The following is a 23,659-nucleotide window of genomic DNA, read 5'->3' on the forward strand; positions in this document are numbered from 1 at the left end:
CAAAAAGTCAATAAAGTATAATTATTTACAAGTGATATTGTTAAATTTGGGAGGAAATATGGTTAGTTATGATATTAGAAAACTTCAGCTTGTACAATTAGAAATGTTAAAGGATATAGATAGGATTTGTAAGGAGAATAATATACAATATTATATTCTTTATGGTACATTACTCGGTGCAATAAGACATGAGGGATTTATTCCTTGGGATGATGATATCGATATAGGAATGTTACATAATGATTTTATAAAATTTAATAAATTATGTGAAAAGAAATTACCTGAAAAGTATTTTTTACAAAATGAAAAAACAGATAAAAATTTTCCTAGAATGTGGTCAAAAATTAGAATAAACAATACTTGTAATATGGAAAGAGAATATAGAAGATTAAAAGTTCATTATGGAATAGATATGGATGTATTCGATATAATATATCTTTCAGATAATTTAGTATTTAGAAATATTCAAAAATCTTGTGCATATGTTTATAGATTGCTTATGTTTGAAAAGGCACATAATGCTATTGATGATGAGTTTAAAAGAAGTAGAGATACTAAGATATACAAAATATTACCAGGGTTCTTAAAAAGTTGGTTGTTGAAGTTATCCAAAAAAATAACTTATTGTACTGCAAGCAAGAAAAGTAATTATGTAATGGATGTTAGTGCAATATTAATTATGAATAGTGATATATTTGAAAAAACTAAGATGTTAAAGTTTGAGGATGAGGAATTTTTTGCTCCATATAAATCAGAAAAGTTTTTAGAAGAATATTATGGGGACTATATGACATTGCCACCTGAAAATGAAAGAACTGGGCATGGGGATAGGATTGTAGATTTTGAAAATTCTTATGAAAAATATACGCTATAGTTGAGGGATTATTATGAAAAGATTTTTAAATGTATTATTTGATAGAAATAAGTATAGAGAAGTGTTTATTTTTATAACTATTTTATTTGCAATTAGTTATTTTACTCCATTGAGTAGTATACTAAATTTAATATTGCTACTTTGGGGAGCAATTATAATAATTAAGGATTTACTTGTAAAAAGAATTATTTTTAAATCGAAGAAGTTTATTGCGTTAATATTTTTTATTATTGCTTATTTTATTACTATAATTTCTAATAGGTATATGGGATTATTCGAGAATATAAAAATATTAGCACTTACTTCTTTACAGTTCTTTATATTGTTTGCCTTTGATGATGAGGATGATAAGTGCGATATATATAATCATATTATTAGATTTAATAATATAATAATCAAGGTTACTTTTATTACTTCATTAATTTCGTTAATAATATATCTATTAGGAATTAATTTTGAATTTAAAAATTTTGTGATAGGTGTAGAAAATGGTATGCTTAATGGTGTTTATACAGGAGCTAATACTGGAGGTCCTTTAGCTGCAATATCAATTGTGGCTTCTATTTTAATTATGGAATTGAAAAAGTCGAGTGAGATGAATAAATTTTATATAATAAATATCGTAATACAATTAATATTTATTTATATGACAAATTCTCGTGCAACCCTTTATTGTATTATAATTTTTGGAATCATGTTTACTATATTTTATTTTAAAGATAAAAAGGATAAAGTTATTGCAGGTTCTGGAGTTTTTGGTATTTATTTTTTATCAAAGGTTGTAAATAACATTCTATATTATATATATATATGTATTAATAATATTATTATTATTGCTAAATTTGCATTTAATAAAGCTAGGTATTACATATTGTTAACACTTGGAAAAAATGTAAATAATATAGATAATAAACCGTTAGATATGACAGGGAGTGCAGGAAATGTTTCAGAAGTAGTTGAAAAAGAGATATCTATGGGATTTTTAAATGGGAGAGCACAGTTATGGGGTTGTGGTATGCAAATATTAAAAGATAATTTTTGGTTTGGGGTTGGATCTAGAAATGTTTCAGAAGTAGCTTTAAACTATGCTTCTATTAGTGATTTGCCAGGTATTTTAGGTGGAGGAATGCACAATATAGTTATTCAAGTTTTGGTATCTAATGGTGTTATAGGCTTTATAGCAATAGCAACTTTTGCAGTAATTTGTTTATGGGAGTATTTTAAATATTTTTTTGATATAAAGTTAAGAACTCAAGATTCAAAAATAGTATTAATAGTATTTTTAATATTGATTATGTTATTAATTAATAATATGGCTGAGGCTAATATACTATATTCTGCTTCATATATGGCAACAGTGTTTTGGACATATTTGGGATTTGGGTTGTTTATAATTAGTAAAGAAAAGAGAGAGGGGAAAAATGATTAGTGTAGTAATACCCTGCTATAATTTAGAGAGGTATATAGAGAAAACTATTAAATCAATAGTAAATCAAAGCTATAAAGAATGGGAGATTATTATAGTTGATGATGGATCTACTGATAAGTCATATAATGTTTGCAGTAATTATGTAAAGATGTATCCCAATAAAGTTAAATTAATTAGTCAGGAAAATCAAGGGGTAAGTGTAGCTAGAAATACAGGCTTGATTGAATCTAAAGGAGAATATATTTGTTTTTTGGATGGGGATGATTTTTTAGAGTTAGATTGTTTTAGAAGAGTTATAGATAAATTTGAAGCAAATAGTGATTTAGATATATGTGCATACGGTTATCAAGATATTGATGAATTAGGTAATATATCAGGAGAATATAATAAAACACGAGTTTTCCCAGATAAGCCATTAAGGGGAGAGGAGGCATTTTTTTTAAAATGCAATAGGGAAATATGGATTTGTATGGGATCGTGTGTGTTTAGAACCTCATTAATAAAAGATAATAATATATATTTTAGAAGAGGTTATAGATATGGAGAAGATATGAATTTTATTAATGCCTGCTTAAGTTATGCCAATGAGATTGAGTATATAAATGAAAATTATATAAATTGTCTTGCAAGAGTAGGTTCCGCAACTAGAAGTGGTATAAATTCAGGATATATACATGCATCTCAATTAAATAGAATATTATATAATCAAATTAGTGAAAGAACTGATTTGTCTAAAGAAGATAAAGAAAAAATGCTTTTGGCATGCAATATTGATTATATAAATGTTACAACAGCTGCCGCAAAAAATATAGTTGAAAATATTGGTGGGTTTTCATTTTTAAAAGCAAGAAGGTTATATAAAGAATTTGATATAATACCAGAAAAAATTAAATTGAATGAATTAAAACCGTATATATCTAAATATAAAGAATTAGAGTGGAGTTTGTTTTACAATTTTAAAGAATTGTTTTTTTGTAGTGTAAAAATTTATAAGAAATTAAGAGGTGAAAAATAATGGCCACATCTGTAAAGAGAAATGCCATGGCAAAAATGTCATTAAATATTCTTAATATAGTATTACCATTAGTTACAGGGCCATATGTAGCCAGGGTATTGGATAGTAATTTATTTGGAGAGTACAATAAAGCATTTTCAATTTTATCCTGGTTTTTACCATTTGCATCATTTGGGATATATAATTATGGGATTCGTATAATTAGCCAAAATAAGAATGATAAGGAAAAGACGAGAAAAATTTTCACCCAATTATTTATTATGGGATGCATTAGTACTATTATTGTATTTTTTATATATTTACTTTTTGTTTTATTTAAACCTAATAAAGTTAACAACTTAATTTATATTGTTCTTTCTATTCAAATTATAGCTAATATTTTTATGGTTGAGTGGATGAATGAAGCTTTTGAAAGTTATGGATTCATTTTATTCAAAACTATGATTGTTAGGTTGTTTAATGTATTTAGTATTTTTATTTTTATAAGGAAAAGTGATGATATAGTATCTTATGCTATGATAACATCAATAGTAGTATTGCTAAATAATATATTAAGTTATTTTCATATAAAGAAGCATGTGTCTTTTGAAAAGATAAATATTGGTGAATTAAAAAATCTAATAAAACCTTTATGTATTATGCTACTTTTAGCGAATGCAAGTATGTTTTATACATACTTAGATAAGTTATATCTTAGCATTTTTTCTAAAGGTATTTATGTTACATATTATACTTTTTCTCAAGCAATTACTGGACTTGTAATAAATGTTATTTCGTCTTTAGTTATTGTTACAATACCAAGATTATCGAGATATTTATCTGAAAAAGATGATGAAGAGTACATAAAGTTGCTTTATTCATCATCGCGTATATTTTTTATGATTGGTATTCCAATGTGTATTGGAATAAGTGTACTTGGTAAGGAAATAATGTTGTTATATGCAGGAGAAGAGTATCTAGGAGCTGGGTTAACACTAAGCTTATTTTCTTTAAGATATATTATGGGGATGTGTGATTTAACCTTAGCTAATCAAGTGATTTTTGTACATGGTGAAGAGAAGCGACTAGCAAAATTGTATTTTATTGGTGGAATCACTAATTTAATATTAAATAGTTTACTTGTAATGTTAAATTTATTGAGTCCGGAGTTATTAATAATAACAACATTTATTTCAGAAGTTTTATTAATAATATTAATGAATAAATGTATAAGGAAAAATATAAATAAAAGAATTCATGTTATGAATAAATATACGGTTAAGTATTTGTTAACTTCTTTTATGTTCTTTTTTATAAGTGGAGTGCTATCAAAAGTGTTAAATATACAATATGTAATAGATATTAGATTTATTATTAACATAGCTATAATAATTATTACATGTGTAACTTTTTATATTAGTGTTTTATTTATTACAAAAGATTGTGCTTTTTTCGAAATAGTGGATATTGTGATGAGGAGATTTAAATTTAATAGAAAGGAATAGTAATTTATGAAAAAGGTTCTGTTTACAGCGAAAGTCGACAGTCATATTGCTAATTTTCATATTCCATATATTAAATGGTTTAAAGATATGGGATATGAAGTGCATGTAGCTAGTAATGGTGATAGTTGCATTCCATATGTAGATGTAAAATATAATTTGAATTTTGAACGTAATCCTTTAAGTTTTAAAAACTTAAAGGTTTATTTTAAACTAAAACAAATAATTAATGATAATAAATATGAAATAATTCATTGTCATACACCAATAGGGGGGGCTCTTACTAGACTAGCATCTAAGAAAGCAAGAAAAGATGGCTGCATCGTTATATATACGGCCCATGGGTTCCATTTTCTTAATGGTGGAGGAAAGATAAATTGGCTGATATTTTATCCAATAGAGAAATTTTTGGCAAAGTATACAGATTGTTTGATTACAATTAATCAGGAAGATTACAACTTGGCTGTTAAAAAGAATTTTAAATCTGGAGAAATAAAGCTTGTTAATGGAGTTGGAGTTGATCTTGACAAATATACTATTTCTAATGAAAAAGAAAAGAAAATTTTAAGAGAGAAGAATTTTCTATCTAATAATGATTTTGTATTAATATATGTAGCTGAGTTAAATTCGAATAAAAATCAAGGTATGGCAATAGATGCAATAGATACATTAAGATATAAAATAGGAAATATAAAATTACTTTTGGTTGGAGAAGGTATTTTAAAAGAAGAGTATAAAGAAAAAATAACTTCTTTGGGCCTACAAAACAATATTTATATGTTAGGTCAAAGAAATGATGTTAATGAGCTTTTAAAGTTATCAGATGTTGCTATTTCAACTTCTAGAAGAGAAGGACTTCCACGTAATATAATGGAAGCAATGGCTACAGGATTACCAATTATAGTAACAAATTCGAGAGGTAATAGAGACCTTGTAAGTGATAAACTAAATGGATATGTAATCGGGATTGATGAAAAAAATGAATTGGCTGAAAAAATAAATATACTTTATGAGGATATTAATTTAAGAAAGTCACTAGGACAGAAAAGCTTAGAACTTGTTGATAAGTATTCTCTAAAGGTCGTATTTAATGACATGGTAGCTATTTATAAAAGATATATTAAATCTTAGATTTATGGAGGAGTGTTTTTATGAAAAAGGTTGCGGTTACAAGTTATTGTGGTACTGGTTCTTCAGCTGTAATAGACTTATTATCTGAGTATAGCAGTTGTACTACAAATGGGCTTATAAGATACGAACATATACCGTTCTATACACCAAATGGAATATTTGATTTAGAAGATAAGCTTATTAATGGAGTGGATATTCATAGAACTGACGAGGCTATAAAATCATTTAAAAAGGAGATGAATAAGCTGTCTAAAAATAATTTTGGATGGTTTGGTTCTTATGAAAAAATGTATGGGAAAGAATTTAATACATTGGTGGATGAGTTTTTAAGTGAATTAAATTGTTTTAATATAAAAGGAGAATGGTATGGACAATACAAAGGGGTGAGGTTTTCTTTAATTAAAGTAATATTACAACTTGGCGCAAAGATTATTCAAAATAGAAAAATTCATAAATGGGGGAGACAATATATTATATCTGGAAATAGAAAAATGGTTGTTTCTTTTCCATCTGAAGATGAATTCTATAGAGCAGCTAAAAAGTTTGTGAAAGGTTATTTAGATATGATTGGTCAAAATTTAGACAAGAATATAATTTATGATCATCTTGTACTACCACATAATGCATATAGAATACCAAACTATTTTGATGATGATTTTAGATTAATAATTGTAGATAGGGATGTTAGGGATATGTATGCATTGTCTACTTATGTATGGCCTAAGATACATTCGTCAGCACCATTTCCTAAGGAGTGTAATGAGTTTATAGAATTTTGGAGAAGAATGAAAAGCTGTGAAAAATTTATAGATGATAAGCGTATTTTTAGGTTAAGATTTGAAGATCTAGTCTACAATTATGAAGATACAGTAAGAAAGATAGAAGAATTTATTGGCTTGGAAGCTAATGATCATGTAAATAAGAAAAAGTTATTTGATCCTGAAAAATCAATTAAAAATACGCAAAATTTTACTATTACCGATAATCTAAAAAAAGACGCTAAATTAATAGAAGATAAGTTGCCAGAATTTGTTTATGAATTTCCTTATGAAATAAGAACTTCTATTGAAGAAGCCTTTGATGATTAAAATAGATTAAATTTTAGAGCAAGGTTTTAGAATTTATAAAATATAGTTTATTTAAATTGAGGTGTGATATAAATAGTTTATTAATTAATTCTTTCTATGCTATATTACGCCTCAATAAACTAAAATATATTTGTTATTTAAACACTTGAAGGTACTTAAATTGCATCTATTTGATCTAAGTGTAACTCAAATAATTCTTCTGGAGTTTTATATTTTAGTATCCTTTTTGGTGGTGGATTTGTCCAATCCTCTATAAAAGCAATATCGTCATAGGGATAATCAGATATATGTTTTTCCTTTGGGATGAAACGACGTATAAATCCATTATGACGCTCATTAGTACCTTTCTTGAAAGAAGAAGGTGGATGAGTAAGGTATATTTTTGTATTAGCTTAAGTTTCAGTTGGAGACAAATCAGCAAATTCAGAGCAATTGTAACTAGTTATACTCTCAAAAAACTTTACTAAATTTCTCGCCAAATAAGTTACGGACTCTGTTAAGTGCATCCGTAACTGCAGGAGCAGTTTTTGCTATAGCTTTTAAAACCATAGAATATCTAGTTTTACGCTCTACTATAGTAAGAAGTACATTATAATACTTAGATTTTTCACCAATAACAGTATCTATCTCTCAATGACCAAATTTTGTACGGTTATCTATATCTATTGGACGTTGAGATATGCTAGTACCAAGCTTTTTCTTATGCTTCTTTACTCTAGCCAGTTTTGTATTTCTACGCAGTTTCATTGGTAAATCTGTATTTTTTACATCCATAAATCCAAGATCTATATAGTTGTATAGTGTCTTGGTGCAAACCATTTGAGAGCGATTAAACCTACCGGTAGCGATAGCTTCCCCAACACAAGCATCGGGTGACAATGAATTGTTTTTGGTTTTATCTATAGTGTAGTTAATAAAATCACTACATTCTAAGAGTTTGAAAGTACGGAAAGAATTTGAACGATGCTTTCTATATACAGCTTCGTCAGTATCGGCAAGGTAAACTTCAACATGCTTTCCTTGTTTTATTTGAGTAGTTGTACCACGACGTATTTCATTTTACAATGGAACAAGAAAAAGAAAGTAGTTAACAGTGAAAATAATGAATTGTGAATGATGAAACTCAGCTAGCTGAGTTTCTAAAAATTAAAAACCAAATTGGCTTAGCCAATTTGGTTTTTGTAATTCCTTTGGAATTGCTTCTTGAATTGTTCACTATTCATTCTACTAGTTCTTCACTAAAAAATGTCCTATGCCTATCATAATTACAGTAGGGATTAACCATGGAAAACCAAGGTTTGCAAGTGGAATAAAACTTAAATCAAAAACTTTTATTTCAGCTAAAATAGCAAAAATAAGAGAAGTATAAATTCCAAGCCTTACAGCTTTAATATTTGTAAAATACTTATTTAATAATGTAGTAACAATTAATGTTATTGCTACAGGATATAGTATGTTAAGAATAGGACCAGATATTTTTATAATATTGTCAACGCCCAATGCACCGATGACTATACTTATTATAGATATTATTACTGCATTAATCTTGTATGGAAGTTTTCCTTTTGATACCTTTTCAAAAAAGCTTGATCCAGCTGTTAGTAAACCAATAGATGTTGTTAAACAAGCAAGACTCATAGCTATTGCAATTACTGTTTTTCCTATGTTACCCAATATTCCGTGAGCTATAAAAAGTAGTAATGAAGTTTTTGAAATATCTGAAGATACAAGTTCAGTAGTTTGTGCACCAAGTATAGTTAGTCCACCATAAACAAATGCTAATCCTAAAGCTGCTATTATACTAGCTCTTAAAGCCATAGGAATCATTTTATCTTTATCATAACCTTTTTCTTTTAAACTATTAGTTATGACTGCTGCGAAAAGTAATGCAGCTAAAGCATCCATAGTCTGATATCCTTCAATTAGTGAAGTTGATAGGACAGAAGTAGCACCAGTAGTGCTGATTTCACCAAGAGGAACTAAGATTCCTTTAATAATTACTAAAGAAAGCAATACTATTAATGCTGGAGTTAAATATTTACCAATTGTATCTATAACTGAAGATTTGTTTAAAACAAAAATAAGGTTAAAAGCAAAGTATATAATCATAAATAAAATTGGTGAGAATGATGGGAATAATGGTTGTATAGTTATTTCAAAAGTTGTTGCTGCAGTTCTAGGGATACCTAGCATAGGTCCAATTGCAATAAATAAAATTGAAGCAAAAATAATTGAAAATTTAGGTCCTATTTTAGATGCTATTGTTTCAAAGGTTCCATCTCCTTTTAAACAGGCTAGTATAGCAAATAGTGGTAATCCTACCCCTGTTATTATAAATCCTAGCATTCCAATTATATATTCACTTCCTATAGCGTGTCCTAAATATGGAGGGAAAATTAAATTTCCAGCACCAAAGAACATAGCAAATAGTGCAAAACCGATAATTAATATATCTTTATTTTTATTATTCATCTTAAGTCCTCCTTAAACAATTGACTGTACTATTAACAATAGTACCATTTAATTTTATAAGTATCAACAAAAAGATACAATATAAGACAAAAAACTAAGAAATTAATATTAAAAATCATATATTTTTATTAAAGTATAAAAATATATGATGTTATTAGTTTCATTATATATTGTTAACATAATGATTTAAATATGATAAAATATACTTGTATGTAAAAGAAGGAAGGGGAAGTATTATGAAAGTTAAAAAGGCAATAATACCAGCTGCGGGATTAGGAACAAGGTTTTTACCAGCTACAAAAGCACAACCAAAGGAAATGTTACCAATAGTTGATAAACCAACAATACAGTATATTATTGAAGAAGCTGTTGCTTCTGGTATAGAAGAGATACTTATAATTACAGGAAGAAATAAGAAATGTATAGAAGACCATTTTGATAAGTCAGTAGAGCTTGAAATGGAGTTAGAGAAAGCAGGAAAGTCAGAGCTGCTTGAGTTAGTAAGAGATATATCAGATATGGTTGATATTCATTATATAAGACAAAAGGAACCAAAAGGATTAGGTCATGCTATTCATTGTGCAAAGACATTCGTTGGAAATGAACCATTTGCAGTCCTTTTAGGGGATGATGTTGTTGATAGTGAAGTACCGTGTTTAAAGCAATTAATAGATTGTTACTCAGAATATAAAACTACTATATTAGGAGTTCAAACAGTTCCAGAAAGTGAAACTAATAAATATGGTATTGTGGATGGTATTCATATAGAAGATAGAGTATATAAGGTTAAAGACTTAGTAGAAAAACCATCAGTAGATGAAGCACCAAGTAATGTTGCTATCTTAGGTAGATATATAATTACTCCTCAAATATTTGATATTCTTGAAAATACAGAGCCTGGAAAGGGTGGAGAAATCCAGTTAACAGATGCCCTTAAGACTTTAATTAGTCAAGAAGCTATGTATGCATATAACTTCGAAGGAAGAAGATATGATGTAGGAGATAAGCTTGGATTCTTACAAGCTACAATTGAATTTGCCCTTAAGAAAGAAGAATTAAGAGATAGATTTTTAGATTACTTAAAAAGTAGAGATTGGGAATAAAAAAAGGAAGGTGAAAACCTTCCTTTATTTTTGTATAAATCCAATCTTCTTTTGCATCTTTCTTAAAGTTTTATTTGCAACGTAAGATGCTTTTTGAGCACCATTTTGATAAATTTCTTCAAGATACTTTTTATTAGATAAAAGTTCTTTTACTTTTTCTTGGATTGGAGCAAGCTCCCCTATAATAGCTTCAGCTACATCTTTCTTTAAATCGGCATATCCTTTTCCTTCATATGATTTAACTAAATCTTCAGGTGAGATACCTTTTATAGCTGATAATATATTTAATAAGTTTTTCACACCAGGTTGTTCGTCAGTATAGTTTATAATTCCTATACTATCTGTAACTGCTCTACTGATTTTTTTTCTTATAACATCAGGAGAATCCATAATTAAAATGAATGAGTTTGGATTATCCGATGATTTAGACATCTTTTTAGTAGGTTCTTGTAAGTCCATAATTTTTGCACCAGCCTTAGGAATATATCCTTCTGGTATTTTAAATGTAGGACTATAAGTGTTATTAAATCTTTCAGCTAAATCTCTAGTTAACTCTAAGTGTTGAGTTTGATCTTTACCTACAGGTACTAAATCAGTATTATATAGAAGAATATCAGCTGCCATTAGTGATGGATAAGTAAATAACCCTGCACCAATAGATGAACCCATCTTTTGAGATTTATCTTTATATTGAGTCATTCTGCTTAATTCACCCATATAAGTGTTACATGTTAATAACCAACAACATTCAGCATGTGCTGGAACATGTGATTGGATAAACAGTGTATTTTTTTCTGGATCTATTCCAGCAGCTATATATATTGATAAAAGTTCTAAAGTTCTTCTTCTTAAATCAGCAGGAGTTTGTCTAACCGTTATTGCGTGCATATCTACAACACAGAAATAACAATCATATTCGTCTTGTAGCTTAACCCAATTTTTTAATGCTCCAAGATAGTTGCCTAAAGTTAAGTCGCCAGATGGTTGAATGCCACTAAAGATTATTTTTTTGTTAAGGTTTTCTGACAATAGAAACACCCCTTTCTAAACTTAAATATAATAACTATATTATAGGATTTACCAATATAACTGTCAATGTAGTTGAGTTTTACGAGATTTTGGAAAAAACCTTGAAATGTAATAAGAAATATATTATCATAAAAGCATGTTCAATAAATGAACAAAAAGTAAAGGGGATGGGATAAATGGATAAATTTAATGTATTAAAACTTATATTAGAGGATTCTTGTATAAGTCAAAGAAAAATATCAGAGTTATTAAACATATCATTAGGAAAAGTAAATTCAATATTAAAAGAATCTATTCAAAATAGAGAAATTGATATAATTAAAAATGGCAATAAAGTAATTTATAGAATTACAGACTTAGGAAAAGAGTGTTTGGAAGAAAACTTGAAGAATATAAAAGAAAATCAATTAGAAATTGATATAGATAAGGTAAATGTAGTTACTGAAGCAGTTATATTAGCTGCTGGTAAAAGAAAGGATTTTGATATTCCAGTAGCTGCGCTTAGCTTAGAAGATACAACTATAATACAAAGAAATATAAAGATTTTAAGAGATAATGGAATAAGAAAAATTGTTGTTATTGCTGGTTATAATAAAGAGATGCTATATAATCTATTAAAAGAAGAAAAAGATGTAATTCTAGTAGATAATGATAGATATTCTTGGACAGGCAATATGCAATCATTAGCTTTAGCTAAAAATATTATAGAAAATGATTTTATACTAATTGAAGGAGATTTAATATTTGAAGAAAGTGTAATTTCTAAGCTAATAAGTAATGATAAAAGAAATACTATCATAATAACAAATGAAAGTGGCTCAGGTGATGAAGGTTTTGTTCAACTAAAGGATGGATATTTATTTAAATTAGCTAAAGATATTCATCAATTTAATAGAATTGATGGAGAAATGATAGGTATATCTAAAATATCAATTAACTTATTTAAATTAATGTTACAAGAGTTTGAGTCTAATGTAAATCCATATTTAAATTATGATTATATGTTATTAGATGTTTCAAGAGATTATAAAGTGCCATGTTTAAAAATTGATGATCTTACTTGGGGAGAAATTGATACAGAAGATCAATATGGAAAGGTTGTGAATAATATCTATCCAAAGATAATGAGAAAAGAGAAAAATAGTAAATATGACTATGTTAGAGATATAGCTTCAGAAGTATTTCAGGTAGATAGAGATAAAATAAAAGAAGTAAGTGTTGCAGGTGGACTTACTAATAATAATTATAAAGTAAATGTTGATGGAGATTATTATATTGTGCGAGTGCCAGGAGTTGGTACAGAAAAAATGATTTCTAGAAAATATGAAATGATTAATTCTAAATTGGCTTCAGAACAAGGAATTAATGTAGATATTGCATATTTTAATGAAGAGTCAGGTATAAAGATATCGAAGTTTATAGAAGATGCAGAAACTTTAACAAATAGAAGTAGTAAAAAACAAGAGAATATGAAGCTAGTTTCTCAAATAATAAAACAATTGCATGAATCAAGTATAGTATTTGAAAATGAATTTAATGTATTTGAAGAAATAGAGTTATATGAAGATATAATAAATCAGTTAAATGGTAAGTTTTTTGATGATTATATAATTGTAAAAGAAAAAGTTATGAATTTAAAGGCGTTAATAAAAGAATATGGTGCTAGATATGTTCCATCTCATAATGATACTCTACCAGATAATTTTGTAAAAGATACAAATGGAAGATTATATTTAATTGATTGGGAATATAGCGGTATTAATGAAGAAATGTGGGATTTGGCTGCTCATACTTTAGAAGCAGAATTTTCAGAAGAAGAGGAAAGAGAGTTCTTAAGATATTACTTTGGAAGAGAAGCTACAAGAGAAGAAAGAGTAAGATTATTAATAAATAAAATATGTCAAGATTTTCTATGGGCAATATGGACATTAATTAAAGAAGCTGAAGGTGAGGATTTTGGAACTTATGGCATAGATAGGTATAATAGAGCTAAGATAAACTTAAATAATTTATTTAATATTTTATAGAAGGGGGATAAAGTGGTGAAAAAAATTAATTCTGGAGTTAGAAATGGTATGGTTTCGGCTGTTATGTGGGGAGCTGATACCGTAATGATGGGAATAGTGTTGTCTATGGCTCCTTTTATAGAGAATGAAGAAGCAATATTTTTAGCACCAATAGTAAGTGCGTTTTTTCATGATTTATTTTCTTCAATATGGATCTTTATATATTTATGGACAAAGAAGAAGACTAATGTTTTGTTTAAATCAATAAAAACCAAAAGTGCTAGATATGTGGCATTGGGTGCAATATTAGGAGGCCCTGTTGGAATGACAGGATATCTTTTATCAATAAAGTATTTAGGACCTTCATATACTGCATCAATATCATCCTTTTATCCAGCAGTTGGAGCGATTCTAGCATCGATAATATTAAAAGAAAAAGTTAAGAAAAGAGCTTGGTTAGGTCTTTTAGTAAGTATATCAGGAATAGTTGCATTAGGGTATAGTAAGGGTAGCGATATAGGAAATTTATTAGGTTTTGTGTTTATAGCTATGTGTGTAATTGGTTGGGGAACGGAAGCAGTAGTATGTTCTTATGGAATGAAAGATGATGAAATAGATTCAGAGTGTTCGTTACAAGTAAGACAGTTTATTTCAGCAATATGTTATGGAATTATAATAATTCCTATATTTAGAGGAATAAAATTAGCAACTATTACAATATCTAATCCAGTAATAATGGTTATACTTATTACAGCTTGCTTTGGAACTATATCATATTTATGTTATTATAGTGCTATATACAAAATAGGAGCTACAAAAGCAATGGGAATAAATATAACATATTTTGTTTGGGCAATAATATTAGAAACTATTTTTTTAGGAACCCCATTATCTTTTAAAACTATTTTATTAGGTACAGCAGTTATGTTTGGGTCATTTTTAGTAGCTAAAGAAGATTAGAAGGAGGATATTATGAGAGCAATATTATTAGCAGCGGGAATGGGAACAAGATTGAGACCGCTAACATTAGAAACACCAAAATCATTAACAATTGTAAATAATGAACCTTTAATTGAAAGGCAAATTAGATTTTTAAAAGAATGTGGAATTAATGAGATTGTTGTTGTAACAGGATATTTAAAAGAAAAATTTGAATATTTAATTGATAAGTATGGAGTGGAATTGGTAAATAATGATAAGTATGATGTGTATAATAATATATATACAATGTATTTAGTAAAAGATTATTTATCAGATAGTTATGTTATAGATGCAGATGTATATATAAATAAGAACTTTTTTATTCAAGAACCTAAAAGTTCATTATATTTTTCAGCTTATAGAGAGAAGTTCTTTAATGAGTGGGAAATACAGTTTAATGATGAGAAATATGTTGAAAAAATATCTGTTGTAAATGAAGGAAGCGGCTATATATTATCAGGAGTTTCATATTGGAAAAAAGAAGATTCTAGAATAATTGTAGCAATGTTAGAAAAAGCAATTAATGAAGGTGGATTTGATAAATTATATTGGGATGATATAGTAAGAGAAAATGTTGATAATCTTAATTTGAAAATTGAAATGCTTGATAGTAGTGATATATATGAAATTGATTCTTTAGAAGATTTACAAAATGTAAAAGCAATAGTTGAATAAATGTAAGAAAAGTATGACTGTTAAATGTTAGTCATACTTTTTGTTTGTATACAAGGCAAATTAACTTTTTTCTTTTCTTCTATTTTGGATGAGAGATAGTATAAAAACACCAAATGCAATTATTATTATTAGATTAATAGAAACTTCTCCATACTCTAGTATAAGAAATGATAGAGTTAGAAAAATTACTAATCCTAGTAGCCATTTAGCTACCTTCATAAATATCCCTCCTTACATGTATTAATATTATTATGTTCATAATCTTAAAAAAGATACATAAACATTGTATCGATATATTTGCAAAAGATATTTGTTAAAAATATAATGCTTTATATAAATAAGTTAAGGGGGTTAGATATATGTATAATATTAATAGTAAAACTAGGGATTTAATTCTTACAGCTTTAATGATAGCATTTGTATTTATAGCAACTATGATTATAAAGATACCAACTGTAGGTGGCTATGTGCATCTTGGGGATTGTATGGTATTTTTATCAGTTGTAGTACTTGGTAAAAAAAGAGGAGCTTTTTCAAGTGCTGTAGGTATGGCTTTAGTTGACATGACATCTGGATACTATGTATGGGCACCATTTACATTTGTTATTAAGTGGGGAATGGCATATATAGCTGGAGCTGTTCTTGAAAAATTAAACAATGGTGAAGAACATAAAGTGATAAAAAAGGATGAAGTTATTGCCTTTTCTATAGGTGGTATATTTATGGTAATAGCCTACTTTTTAGCAGGAACTATTATAGCTGCTTTTTTAACAGGTAATGTAGGATTAATTCAGGGGCTGGTATTAGCAGCTAAAGATATAGGTACTAATATTGTTCAAGTTTCTGTTGGAATAGTATTAGCTATGCCTTTAAGCTTGATATTAATACCTATAAAGAAAAGAATATTTAATTAGAATATATAAAAAAGCTCTAGTCAATATTGACTAGAGCAAAATAAACATATTAAATTATCTTCTAGAATTCATTTTTTGAGCTTTTCTTGCTCTTCTGCAATCAGGGCATCTTACAGGATCATTTTCAAATCCTTTTTCTTTAAAGAATTCTTGTTCACCTACAGTAAATACGAATTCCTTTCCACAATCTTTACATATAATCTTCTTATCTTCCATTGATAAACCTCCTTAAAATTCATAGGATTATTTGACTTGATAATAATACCTCTCTTGAATTTTGAAGGGAAGTCTTAGTATCAGATAGAAAAATACCTACTTATTTTTATTATATTTATTATACCATAATTGGAATTAAATTCAACAAACTATTTGTATATTTTAACAGATTTTTTGTGTTTAAAGTAATGGGTAGTAAAGGCTATTACAGGGATTATGATAAATGGTATAAGCAAAAATCCTTGCAATAATTTCAGCGAATAAAAAAGAAAGTACTGACCTTCTGTTAAGTACCATGAACATATAAAAACAAGAACACTGAATATGCCTATAAATATTTTTTTATTTTTTATTTTATCTTCATATAGTAATAGGATTCCATAAGAAGATAATAGGTATTTTATAAACCACATGCATACGCTTCTAAATATATAAAATATCTCACCAAATTCTAAAAAGTGTGCAATTTGTACCCTTTGAGCTTCAATATATTCTGGGTAGAATATATTTCCTGCTCTTGCAGGACCAAAGAAAGTAATTATAGAAATAAGTGAGCTTATAACTAGAGAAACACAAATAATTAAAGAAAGAGAAACATCTGTTTTTAACCCTTTTTCCTTTGTTAAGAATTTTAAGAAAGGAAAAGAGATAGCTACTGAAGAAAGTGAACCAAGAACTAAAAATATACATATCCAATTTCCTTTAGTCATACCTTCTCCTAATATTGGAAGTAAATAATTAAAATCTAGATATTTACTTACTAATGCTAATAAAGCGACATCCCCAACTAATGTAAGTGTTACAGTAATAATTACTAATATTAGAATTGTGTTCATTTGCTTTGTTAATATATATGCTGCAGGAATTATCAAAAACAATAAGCAATACCAGTTAGGCGTAGAAAGAAAGAAATTAGTGTGTATAGAACTTGCCTCTACAGAAGCAGATTCAACAGCACATGAAAATAAACCTACTGCAAATATAAACATATATATTTGGCCTAACCAATTGGATGATGAAAAGAAAATATCTTTTATATTAAATGTTTGAGATTTAATGCAAATATTTAAAAGATACATTGTAATAATTATAAAAATTATTGAAGCAAAAAAAGCAAGAATCCAAGTATCTCTTCCCCCTAATCGGACAAATATAGAACTATAGCTTCTAAGGGCTATCATGCTACATCCTAATATAAAAAACATAAAATGTTTACTTGATAATTTATCCATAATTAATACTGCCTCCTTTTAATTCAACATTAGTATTAACAAAAAAGGGAATATTAAACCTTCATAGAGGAATAATATCTTTGGGTGATGCTTATGAAAAAAGATGTAGAATATGTTAAAAAGAGATTTGAGGGTGCATTTGACGTAAAATATAGGGAGATCATGACTTCATTAGGATTGTGCACTTTAGTCTTTATAGATGACTTATGTAGTGTTCAATTTATAAGTGAGTATATTGTTACGCCTTTAGGCAAGAAGGATTATAAATGTTGGAGTGTGGAAGATGTAATTCCTAATGTTTTAGGGATAAATATTGCAAACTACGCAAAGGATGTTGAAGATGCAATTCTTCATGTGTTATCAGGAGACGTAGTTTTATTATTTAATGACCATGAAAAAATAATTTATTGTGAAGTTAAAGGTTTTGTAAGAAGAGGTGTTGGTATACCAGTTACAGAATCAGTAGTTAAAGGGCCAAGAGAAGGGTTCACAGAGTTATTTGTAGATAATGTTTCTTTAATTAGAAGAAAAATAAAGAACTCTGATTTAAAGTTTGAACCTATATATGTCGGTAATAGGAGTCAAACTGTTGTCTGTATTTCTTATATAAAAGGAATTGCACCAGATTATTTAATTGAACATGTAAAAGAGATAGTAAATAAATTAGATTTAAAATTTATATTAGATACTAATTATATTGAAGATGCCCTTAGAAAGAAGAAAAGTGTATTTGATACAGTAGGATATACTGAAAAGCCAGATGAAGTAGCAGCTAAGATGTTAGAAGGGAGAGTTGCCATATTAGTTGATGGGACTCCCTTTGTTATAACTGTACCATATTTCTTTTTGGAAAATTTTCAAGCACCAGACGATTACTACTTAAATAAGTATTTTGTGAATTTCACAAGAGTAATTAGGTGGATTGCATTTTTCTTAGCTACATTTATGCCTGGTTTGTATGTTGCAATATTAACTCACCATTTTGCATTAATACCGTCCTTATTTGTATTTAGGTTGGCTGTTTCTAGAGCAGGAGTTCCATTACCTACAATAGTAGAGGTATTAATCATGATGGTGGCCTTTCAATTAATAAAGGAAGCAGGATTAAGGCTTCCGCAGCCAATTGGTGGAGCAATGAGTATAGTTGCAGGTTTAATATTAGGTGATGCTGTAGTTGGTGCAGGTATAGCATCAAGAATAACAATAATTGTTGTAGCAATTAGCACATTAAGTTATTTCTTAACACCTAAGTTATATGGAGCTATGTCCATATGGTCTCTTATTATAACTGTGGTAAGTTCTATGTTTGGATTGCCAGGATTCTTTATAGTGGCTTTAGTTTTAATTGCAAAATTAGCAGATTTAGATACTGGAGGATATTCTTATTTGTTCCCTCTTGGTAGCGTAGAAACATATAAGTTTAAAGATATTATATTTAGAGGGGATTTAAGGCATATATCACAACATGTAGTAGAAAAGGGAGGGGAAGATAATAATGAAAAGAAAACTAGCTAGCATTTTATCTATTATTATCTTTTCAATTTTATTTATAGGTTGTTTTAACTATAGAGAAATAAATAAAATTACATTTGCAACATCAATAATATTTGATAGAGATGAATATGATAATGTGATTTTGTACATAGACTGTGTAAGACCATATAGAAATGCCAATGAAAGTTCAGATAGAGGTAGAAGAGTTATTTTTAAGGGAACAGGTAAAACTTCATTGGAGGCTATTAGGGAAATGAACGTAAAATCAAGTAACAGAATAAACTTTAGTCAAGTAAGAGCTTACATATTTACAGAACAAGCAGCAAGAAAGGGTGTAAAAAAGTATATTGACTTAATTAATAATGATCAAGAGTTTGGGTTTAAACCATATATGTTTACGTATTTTGGAGATGTAGATACATTACTAGATGTTACTAGTAATGATGAAGAATATCTTGGATTATATTTAGATCAACTAGTAGAGAAAAATAGAAATAATGCAAAAGTAATTAGCGCAAATGTTAATGATTATATAACAAAAAGTTTAGTAGCAAGTAATATAAGTTATATGGGGGCTTTTATTATAAATGAGGATGCTTTAGATAAGAAGATAGAGTTAAATGGTGGAGTTATAATGAAAGATAACCATATGATAGATAGATTGGAACAAAAGGATGTAGTAAGTTATAATCTTTTAACTAGGAGAGTAAATGATGGGACTTTAGAAATTCCTAATCCAGATGAAAAAGATAAGTTTGTTACACTAGATATATTAGAAGATAATCTTAATACAAAGGTAAGAATAGATGGGGATAAAGTAATATTAGAAAAGAATATAAATTTAAAGGTATCTATAGGTGAAATACAAGGAAGCTTGATTGTTGATGATGAGGCTTTAGAAACTTTAAAAGTTGATGAAGAAGAAAAAATAAAGATATATTTAAATGATTTCTTTAAAAATTATAAGGAAAAAGGAATAGATATATTAGGAGTTAGAAGGTTGGTAGAGGAATATTATCCTGTAAATAGTGTTGAGGATATATTAGGTTCCACAGAATTAAAATTAAATATTGACCTGGTAATAGATGGAAGCAGTTTGGTTAGAGATAGTTTATAAAAATCATATAATTAAAATAAATTTTAATAAAAAATTAGATGTTATTGAAAATAAATGGTAAATAAAGTATTATATATGTATATGGAGTGATTAAATTATATTATAGTTCAATCCATATTAGGTGGGGTGTTAAAATGGGAGAATATAAAGAAAGATATGAGAAGTTAAAGAAAGAATATGAAACATATCAAAGTTTTGTTGAACTGCAAATGCAAAAACTATCTAATAGAAATATGAAGTTAGAAAAAGATATGAATGCTTTAACAAATATTGTTGAAATAAGTAAGTATATAAATTCATTTTTAAGTGATGAAAATTTAATTGCTATGATAAATGATATGATTCTTGGCTTATTGGGAGTTTCTAAATCAACAATTTTACTAGAGGAGAACGGTGAATTAGTGGTTAAAGCTACTAATATAAAAGAAAAGGATATTTGTTGGAGCAATGATGAATATAATTACATAAGGATAGGAAAGAGTTATCTTATAAATTCTAAAGAAGCACTAAGAGTTTATAGTGAATATGATTTGGAAATACGATCAGCAATGGGGATGCCTATTAAAATTAGGGATAAATTTATAGGTTTCATAGTTGTAGAACATAGCGTTTATAATTTCTTAGATTTAGAGCATGAAAAGTTTTTAAGGTCAATAGCAAATCAAATTGCTGTTGCAATAGAAAATTCTATGCTTTATAGGGAGTTACAGCAGACTGCAAAAATGGATCCATTACTTGGTGTGTATAACAGGAAATATTTCTTTCAAGTTGCAGAAAAGCATAATAAAGAAAATCCAGATAAAGAATATGCAATAGTAATGGTTGACTTAGATAACTTTAAAAAGTTTAACGACACATATGGGCATCAATTTGGAGATGAAATATTAATTAGAACAACTGAAGTTATAAAAAATATGTTAGAACCTGATGATATAATAGCACGTTATGGTGGTGAGGAGATTATAATATATATTAATAACGTCTTAGGTGTAATGGATGTTTATAATAGAATAGAAGCCATCAGAGAGAGTGTTGAGAATAATAAGGTTATAAAAGATAATATAGCAAGAAGTATTACAGCAAGTTTTGGTATAGGATATTATCCTAAGGATGGAAAAGATATAAGTGAAGTAATAAAGGTAGCAGATAAGTTTTTATATAGAAGTAAAGCAATGGGAAAGAATATGGTATTAATATCAGATTTTTTGAAGTAGAAAAAAGCACTCTTAATTTATAGGAGTGCTTTTATTGTTTATATATAAGTAAAATAGATTTTTAAATATGAATTTAAATGATAAATATTTTAAAAAAATGGGAATATATATTAGTAAGGGTAATAAAAGTTTCCTGATAGAAAGTTCAGGTATAATTTATGTTGATAAATATTATCCTGTTTAAGGTTAAATAGAATCGGTGAAAAGGTAGCCGTATATCAAGTAATTATTTAGAAATTAATAACTATATAGAGGTGGTTATAAACTAGGGGATTAGGGTAGTATTTAATGTATTAGAAGAAAAGGATATTTTTTTAATTTAAATTGTAAAAATATTCTGAATATTATATAATTAGTCTAACGATTTATATCGTAAAAAAATAAATAAGGAGTGGTCCTAATGATTCAAGTATTTTGTAACAAGAGAGGCTCAGGAAAAACTAAGAAGCTAATTGATTTAGCAAATGGTCAGCTATTAAGATCTAAGGGGGATTCAGTTTACATTGATGATGATTCCAGTTACATTAGGCAGGTGGACAGAAGGATTAGATTTATATCAACAGGGGAATTTGGCATAATGGATTGTGAAAGTTTCTATGGTTTGATTTGTGGGATTATTTCAGAAAACTATGATATAGAAAATATCTATATTGATGGGGTTTTAAACATTGTTTCATGTGGTATAAAGGATACAGCTTATTTATTTAAAAAAATATATGATTTATCAAATAAATACAATTTTAATGTGTATATGAATATTAATTATGCAGAAGAAGAGATACCGGAGTTTATTAAAGAATACGTCGCTTAAAATGAAAACAATTACGTTTTATATAGATTAGCTTTAAAAGAGAGGGGGGAAGCCCTCTCTTTTTCTTTCTTGATAAAAGAGGTCATTAAGGTTATACTAATAAATATATATTGAAAAATGGAATTGTATTAGGAGGTAAAAAAATGTCTAATGTATTAGATGAGTTATTGGATCGTGGATACATAAAGCAATTTACTCATGAAGCGGAAACAAGAGAGTTGCTAGAAAAGGAGAAAATAACTTTTTATATAGGATTTGATCCAACAGCTGATAGTTTACATGTTGGTCATTTTATAGCGTTAATGTTTATGGCTCACATGCAAAGAGCTGGACATAGACCAATTGCTTTACTTGGTGGTGGAACTGCTATGGTAGGAGATCCAAGTGGTAAAACTGATATGAGAAAGATGCTTACAAAGGAGCAAATACAACATAATGTTGATTCTATTAAGAAGCAAATGGAAAGATTCATAGACTTCTCAGATGATAAAGCTATATTAGTAAATAACGGAGAGTGGTTATTAAATCTTAACTATGTTGATTTCTTAAGAGATGTAGGTACTCACTTCTCTGTAAATAGAATGTTATCAGCAGAATGTTTTAAACAAAGATTAGAAAAGGGATTATCTTTCTTAGAATTTAACTATATGCTAATGCAAGGATATGATTTTTACGTATTAAATCAAAAATATGGATGTAAAATGGAATTAGGTGGAGACGATCAATGGTCTAATATGATTGCTGGTGTTGAGTTAGTTAGAAGAAAGGCACAAGGAGAAGCTTTTGCAATGACTTGTACTTTACTAACTAATAGTCAAGGTCAAAAAATGGGGAAAACAGTAGGGGGAGCTTTATGGTTAGATGCTGAAAAAACATCACCATTTGATTTCTATCAATACTGGAGAAATGTTGACGATGCAGATGTAGAAAAATGTTTAGCATTATTAACATTCGTACCAATGGATGAAGTAAGAAGACTTGGTTCACTTGAAGGTGCTCAAATAAATGAAGCTAAGAAGGTTCTTGCATATGAAGTAACTAAGTTAGTTCATGGAGAAGAGGAAGCTAAAAAGGCTCAAGATGCGGCTAATGCTTTATTCTCTGGTGGAGCAGATATGAGTAATGTTCCAACAGTTACTGTATCAAGAGATGTACTAGGAACTTCACTTCTTGATGTTTTAGCTAATAATAAGATAGTTCCATCTAAGTCAGAAGGAAGAAGATTAATTCAACAAGGTGGATTATCAATTAATGGCGAAAAGGTTGTTGAGGTATCTAGAGCATTAACAGAAGAAGACTTTAAAGATGGTTCTGCTTTAATAAAAAGAGGTAAAAAGAATTATAATAAAATTGAGTTAGCATAGTTTATATTATATG

At 28.0% G+C, this 23,659-nt stretch carries 21 protein-coding genes and 1 pseudogene; 16 read left to right on the forward strand and 6 right to left on the reverse strand.

Annotated features, from left to right (window positions below; all coding sequences use genetic code 11):
• Positions 1–58 precede the first annotated feature (58 nt).
• The 6 genes from DR024_RS00835 to DR024_RS00860 are packed head-to-tail and all read left to right on the forward strand — an operon-like array spanning position 59 to position 7,018.
• Positions 59–874 (forward strand): LicD family protein, encoded by an 816-nt coding sequence (locus DR024_RS00835; protein WP_099313553.1) that lies wholly within the window; start codon positions 59–61, stop codon positions 872–874.
• Positions 875–887: 13 nt separating this feature from the next.
• Complete coding sequence (locus DR024_RS00840) at positions 888–2,303, forward strand: O-antigen ligase family protein (RefSeq protein WP_099313554.1); 1,416 nt, start codon at positions 888–890, stop codon at positions 2,301–2,303.
• Positions 2,296–3,318: a glycosyltransferase family 2 protein gene (locus DR024_RS00845; protein ID WP_099313555.1), complete on the forward strand. Its 1,023-nt coding sequence runs from the start codon at positions 2,296–2,298 to the stop codon at positions 3,316–3,318. Before DR024_RS00840 ends, DR024_RS00845 begins: the two co-directional genes overlap by 8 nt.
• Positions 3,318–4,802 (forward strand): oligosaccharide flippase family protein, encoded by a 1,485-nt coding sequence (locus DR024_RS00850; protein ID WP_099313556.1) that lies wholly within the window; start codon positions 3,318–3,320, stop codon positions 4,800–4,802. Before DR024_RS00845 ends, DR024_RS00850 begins: the two co-directional genes overlap by 1 nt.
• A 6-nt stretch (positions 4,803–4,808) precedes the next feature.
• On the forward strand, positions 4,809–5,930 hold the full coding sequence (locus tag DR024_RS00855) for a glycosyltransferase family 4 protein (RefSeq protein WP_099313557.1): 1,122 nt from the start codon (positions 4,809–4,811) through the stop codon (positions 5,928–5,930).
• A gap of 20 nt (positions 5,931–5,950) precedes the next feature.
• Positions 5,951–7,018: a sulfotransferase domain-containing protein gene (locus DR024_RS00860; protein ID WP_099313558.1), complete on the forward strand. Its 1,068-nt coding sequence runs from the start codon at positions 5,951–5,953 to the stop codon at positions 7,016–7,018.
• A 155-nt stretch (positions 7,019–7,173) separates the two neighbouring features.
• On the opposite strand, the pseudogene DR024_RS17940 reads toward DR024_RS00860, so the two are convergent.
• Together DR024_RS17940 and brnQ are read right to left on the reverse strand one after the other, a co-directional pair.
• Positions 7,174–8,077: pseudogene (locus tag DR024_RS17940) on the reverse strand (IS30 family transposase); the annotation flags it as partial.
• Positions 8,078–8,245: 168 nt separating this feature from the next.
• Positions 8,246–9,490 carry a branched-chain amino acid transport system II carrier protein gene (brnQ, locus tag DR024_RS00870; protein WP_099313560.1) on the reverse strand — a complete coding sequence of 415 codons (1,245 nt, stop codon included), beginning with the start codon at positions 9,488–9,490 and terminating at the stop codon, positions 8,246–8,248.
• Between the two features lie 236 nt (positions 9,491–9,726).
• On the opposite strand from brnQ, the gene galU reads away from it, so the two are divergent.
• Positions 9,727–10,593: a UTP--glucose-1-phosphate uridylyltransferase GalU gene (galU, locus tag DR024_RS00875; protein WP_099313561.1), complete on the forward strand. Its 867-nt coding sequence runs from the start codon at positions 9,727–9,729 to the stop codon at positions 10,591–10,593.
• A gap of 24 nt (positions 10,594–10,617) precedes the next feature.
• On the opposite strand, the gene trpS is transcribed toward galU, so the two are convergent.
• Complete coding sequence (gene trpS / locus DR024_RS00880; protein ID WP_099313562.1) at positions 10,618–11,622, reverse strand: tryptophan--tRNA ligase; 1,005 nt, start codon at positions 11,620–11,622, stop codon at positions 10,618–10,620.
• Between the two features lie 176 nt (positions 11,623–11,798).
• On the opposite strand from trpS, the gene DR024_RS00885 reads away from it, so the two are divergent.
• From DR024_RS00885 to DR024_RS00895, 3 genes are read left to right on the forward strand one after another with little or no spacing between them, the layout of a single operon-like run.
• A complete protein-coding gene (locus DR024_RS00885; RefSeq protein WP_099313563.1) occupies positions 11,799–13,649 on the forward strand; it encodes a phosphotransferase in 1,851 nt (616 codons plus the stop codon).
• 12 nt (positions 13,650–13,661) lie between these two features.
• Complete coding sequence (locus DR024_RS00890; RefSeq protein WP_394895914.1) at positions 13,662–14,588, forward strand: DMT family transporter; 927 nt, start codon at positions 13,662–13,664, stop codon at positions 14,586–14,588.
• 12 nt (positions 14,589–14,600) lie between these two features.
• Complete coding sequence (locus tag DR024_RS00895; RefSeq protein ID WP_099313564.1) at positions 14,601–15,284, forward strand: sugar phosphate nucleotidyltransferase; 684 nt, start codon at positions 14,601–14,603, stop codon at positions 15,282–15,284.
• Between the two features lie 60 nt (positions 15,285–15,344).
• On the opposite strand, the gene DR024_RS17585 is transcribed toward DR024_RS00895, so the two are convergent.
• Positions 15,345–15,503, reverse strand: a complete 159-nt coding sequence (locus tag DR024_RS17585; RefSeq protein WP_172458908.1) for a hypothetical protein — start codon at positions 15,501–15,503, stop codon at positions 15,345–15,347.
• A gap of 140 nt (positions 15,504–15,643) precedes the next feature.
• Here DR024_RS17585 and DR024_RS00900 point away from each other — a divergent pair, with 140 nt between their 5' ends.
• Positions 15,644–16,198 carry an ECF transporter S component gene (locus DR024_RS00900; RefSeq protein ID WP_099313565.1) on the forward strand — a complete coding sequence of 185 codons (555 nt, stop codon included), beginning with the start codon at positions 15,644–15,646 and terminating at the stop codon, positions 16,196–16,198.
• A 54-nt stretch (positions 16,199–16,252) separates the two neighbouring features.
• On the opposite strand, the gene DR024_RS00905 is transcribed toward DR024_RS00900, so the two are convergent.
• Positions 16,253–16,414 (reverse strand): zinc-ribbon domain-containing protein, encoded by a 162-nt coding sequence (locus DR024_RS00905; RefSeq protein ID WP_027097154.1) that lies wholly within the window; start codon positions 16,412–16,414, stop codon positions 16,253–16,255.
• 149 nt (positions 16,415–16,563) lie between these two features.
• Positions 16,564–17,646: a GerAB/ArcD/ProY family transporter gene (locus DR024_RS00910; protein WP_099313566.1), complete on the reverse strand. Its 1,083-nt coding sequence runs from the start codon at positions 17,644–17,646 to the stop codon at positions 16,564–16,566.
• Between the two features lie 93 nt (positions 17,647–17,739).
• On the opposite strand from DR024_RS00910, the gene DR024_RS00915 reads away from it, so the two are divergent.
• The 5 genes from DR024_RS00915 to tyrS all read left to right on the forward strand — a co-directional run bounded on the left by DR024_RS00915 (position 17,740) and on the right by tyrS (position 23,646).
• Positions 17,740–19,161 (forward strand): spore germination protein, encoded by a 1,422-nt coding sequence (locus DR024_RS00915; protein ID WP_027097152.1) that lies wholly within the window; start codon positions 17,740–17,742, stop codon positions 19,159–19,161.
• Positions 19,142–20,257: a Ger(x)C family spore germination protein gene (locus DR024_RS00920; protein WP_034865805.1), complete on the forward strand. Its 1,116-nt coding sequence runs from the start codon at positions 19,142–19,144 to the stop codon at positions 20,255–20,257. The genes DR024_RS00915 and DR024_RS00920 overlap by 20 nt, the downstream gene beginning before the upstream one ends.
• A gap of 134 nt (positions 20,258–20,391) precedes the next feature.
• Positions 20,392–21,471, forward strand: a complete 1,080-nt coding sequence (locus DR024_RS00925) for a sensor domain-containing diguanylate cyclase (protein ID WP_111918028.1) — start codon at positions 20,392–20,394, stop codon at positions 21,469–21,471.
• A gap of 400 nt (positions 21,472–21,871) precedes the next feature.
• Positions 21,872–22,282 (forward strand): hypothetical protein, encoded by a 411-nt coding sequence (locus tag DR024_RS00930; RefSeq protein ID WP_027097149.1) that lies wholly within the window; start codon positions 21,872–21,874, stop codon positions 22,280–22,282.
• A gap of 143 nt (positions 22,283–22,425) precedes the next feature.
• On the forward strand, positions 22,426–23,646 hold the full coding sequence (gene tyrS / locus DR024_RS00935) for a tyrosine--tRNA ligase (protein ID WP_049179477.1): 1,221 nt from the start codon (positions 22,426–22,428) through the stop codon (positions 23,644–23,646).
• Positions 23,647–23,659: the final 13 nt, after the last annotated feature.

The sequence above is a fragment of the Clostridium paraputrificum genome, from assembly GCF_900447045.1.
GTDB classification, from domain to species: Bacteria; Bacillota; Clostridia; order Clostridiales; family Clostridiaceae; genus Clostridium; species Clostridium paraputrificum.

What these genes read in the sequence shown, in the direction of transcription:
- DR024_RS00835 (WP_099313553.1), top strand. Translation starts at nt 59, where the DNA reads ATGGTTAGTTATGATATTAGAAAACTTCAGCTTGTACAATTAGAAATG.
- DR024_RS00840 (WP_099313554.1), top strand. Translation starts at nt 888, where the DNA reads ATGAAAAGATTTTTAAATGTATTATTTGATAGAAATAAGTATAGAGAA.
- DR024_RS00845 (WP_099313555.1), top strand. Translation starts at nt 2,296, where the DNA reads ATGATTAGTGTAGTAATACCCTGCTATAATTTAGAGAGGTATATAGAG.
- DR024_RS00850 (WP_099313556.1), top strand. Translation starts at nt 3,318, where the DNA reads ATGGCCACATCTGTAAAGAGAAATGCCATGGCAAAAATGTCATTAAAT.
- DR024_RS00855 (WP_099313557.1), top strand. Translation starts at nt 4,809, where the DNA reads ATGAAAAAGGTTCTGTTTACAGCGAAAGTCGACAGTCATATTGCTAAT.
- DR024_RS00860 (WP_099313558.1), top strand. Translation starts at nt 5,951, where the DNA reads ATGAAAAAGGTTGCGGTTACAAGTTATTGTGGTACTGGTTCTTCAGCT.
- brnQ (WP_099313560.1), bottom strand. Translation starts at nt 9,490, where the DNA reads ATGAATAATAAAAATAAAGATATATTAATTATCGGTTTTGCACTATTT.
- galU (WP_099313561.1), top strand. Translation starts at nt 9,727, where the DNA reads ATGAAAGTTAAAAAGGCAATAATACCAGCTGCGGGATTAGGAACAAGG.
- DR024_RS00885 (WP_099313563.1), top strand. Translation starts at nt 11,799, where the DNA reads ATGGATAAATTTAATGTATTAAAACTTATATTAGAGGATTCTTGTATA.
- DR024_RS00895 (WP_099313564.1), top strand. Translation starts at nt 14,601, where the DNA reads ATGAGAGCAATATTATTAGCAGCGGGAATGGGAACAAGATTGAGACCG.
- DR024_RS17585 (WP_172458908.1), bottom strand. Translation starts at nt 15,503, where the DNA reads ATGAAGGTAGCTAAATGGCTACTAGGATTAGTAATTTTTCTAACTCTA.
- DR024_RS00900 (WP_099313565.1), top strand. Translation starts at nt 15,644, where the DNA reads ATGTATAATATTAATAGTAAAACTAGGGATTTAATTCTTACAGCTTTA.
- DR024_RS00905 (WP_027097154.1), bottom strand. Translation starts at nt 16,414, where the DNA reads ATGGAAGATAAGAAGATTATATGTAAAGATTGTGGAAAGGAATTCGTA.
- DR024_RS00910 (WP_099313566.1), bottom strand. Translation starts at nt 17,646, where the DNA reads ATGGATAAATTATCAAGTAAACATTTTATGTTTTTTATATTAGGATGT.
- DR024_RS00915 (WP_027097152.1), top strand. Translation starts at nt 17,740, where the DNA reads ATGAAAAAAGATGTAGAATATGTTAAAAAGAGATTTGAGGGTGCATTT.
- DR024_RS00920 (WP_034865805.1), top strand. Translation starts at nt 19,142, where the DNA reads ATGAAAAGAAAACTAGCTAGCATTTTATCTATTATTATCTTTTCAATT.
- DR024_RS00925 (WP_111918028.1), top strand. Translation starts at nt 20,392, where the DNA reads ATGGGAGAATATAAAGAAAGATATGAGAAGTTAAAGAAAGAATATGAA.
- DR024_RS00930 (WP_027097149.1), top strand. Translation starts at nt 21,872, where the DNA reads ATGATTCAAGTATTTTGTAACAAGAGAGGCTCAGGAAAAACTAAGAAG.
- tyrS (WP_049179477.1), top strand. Translation starts at nt 22,426, where the DNA reads ATGTCTAATGTATTAGATGAGTTATTGGATCGTGGATACATAAAGCAA.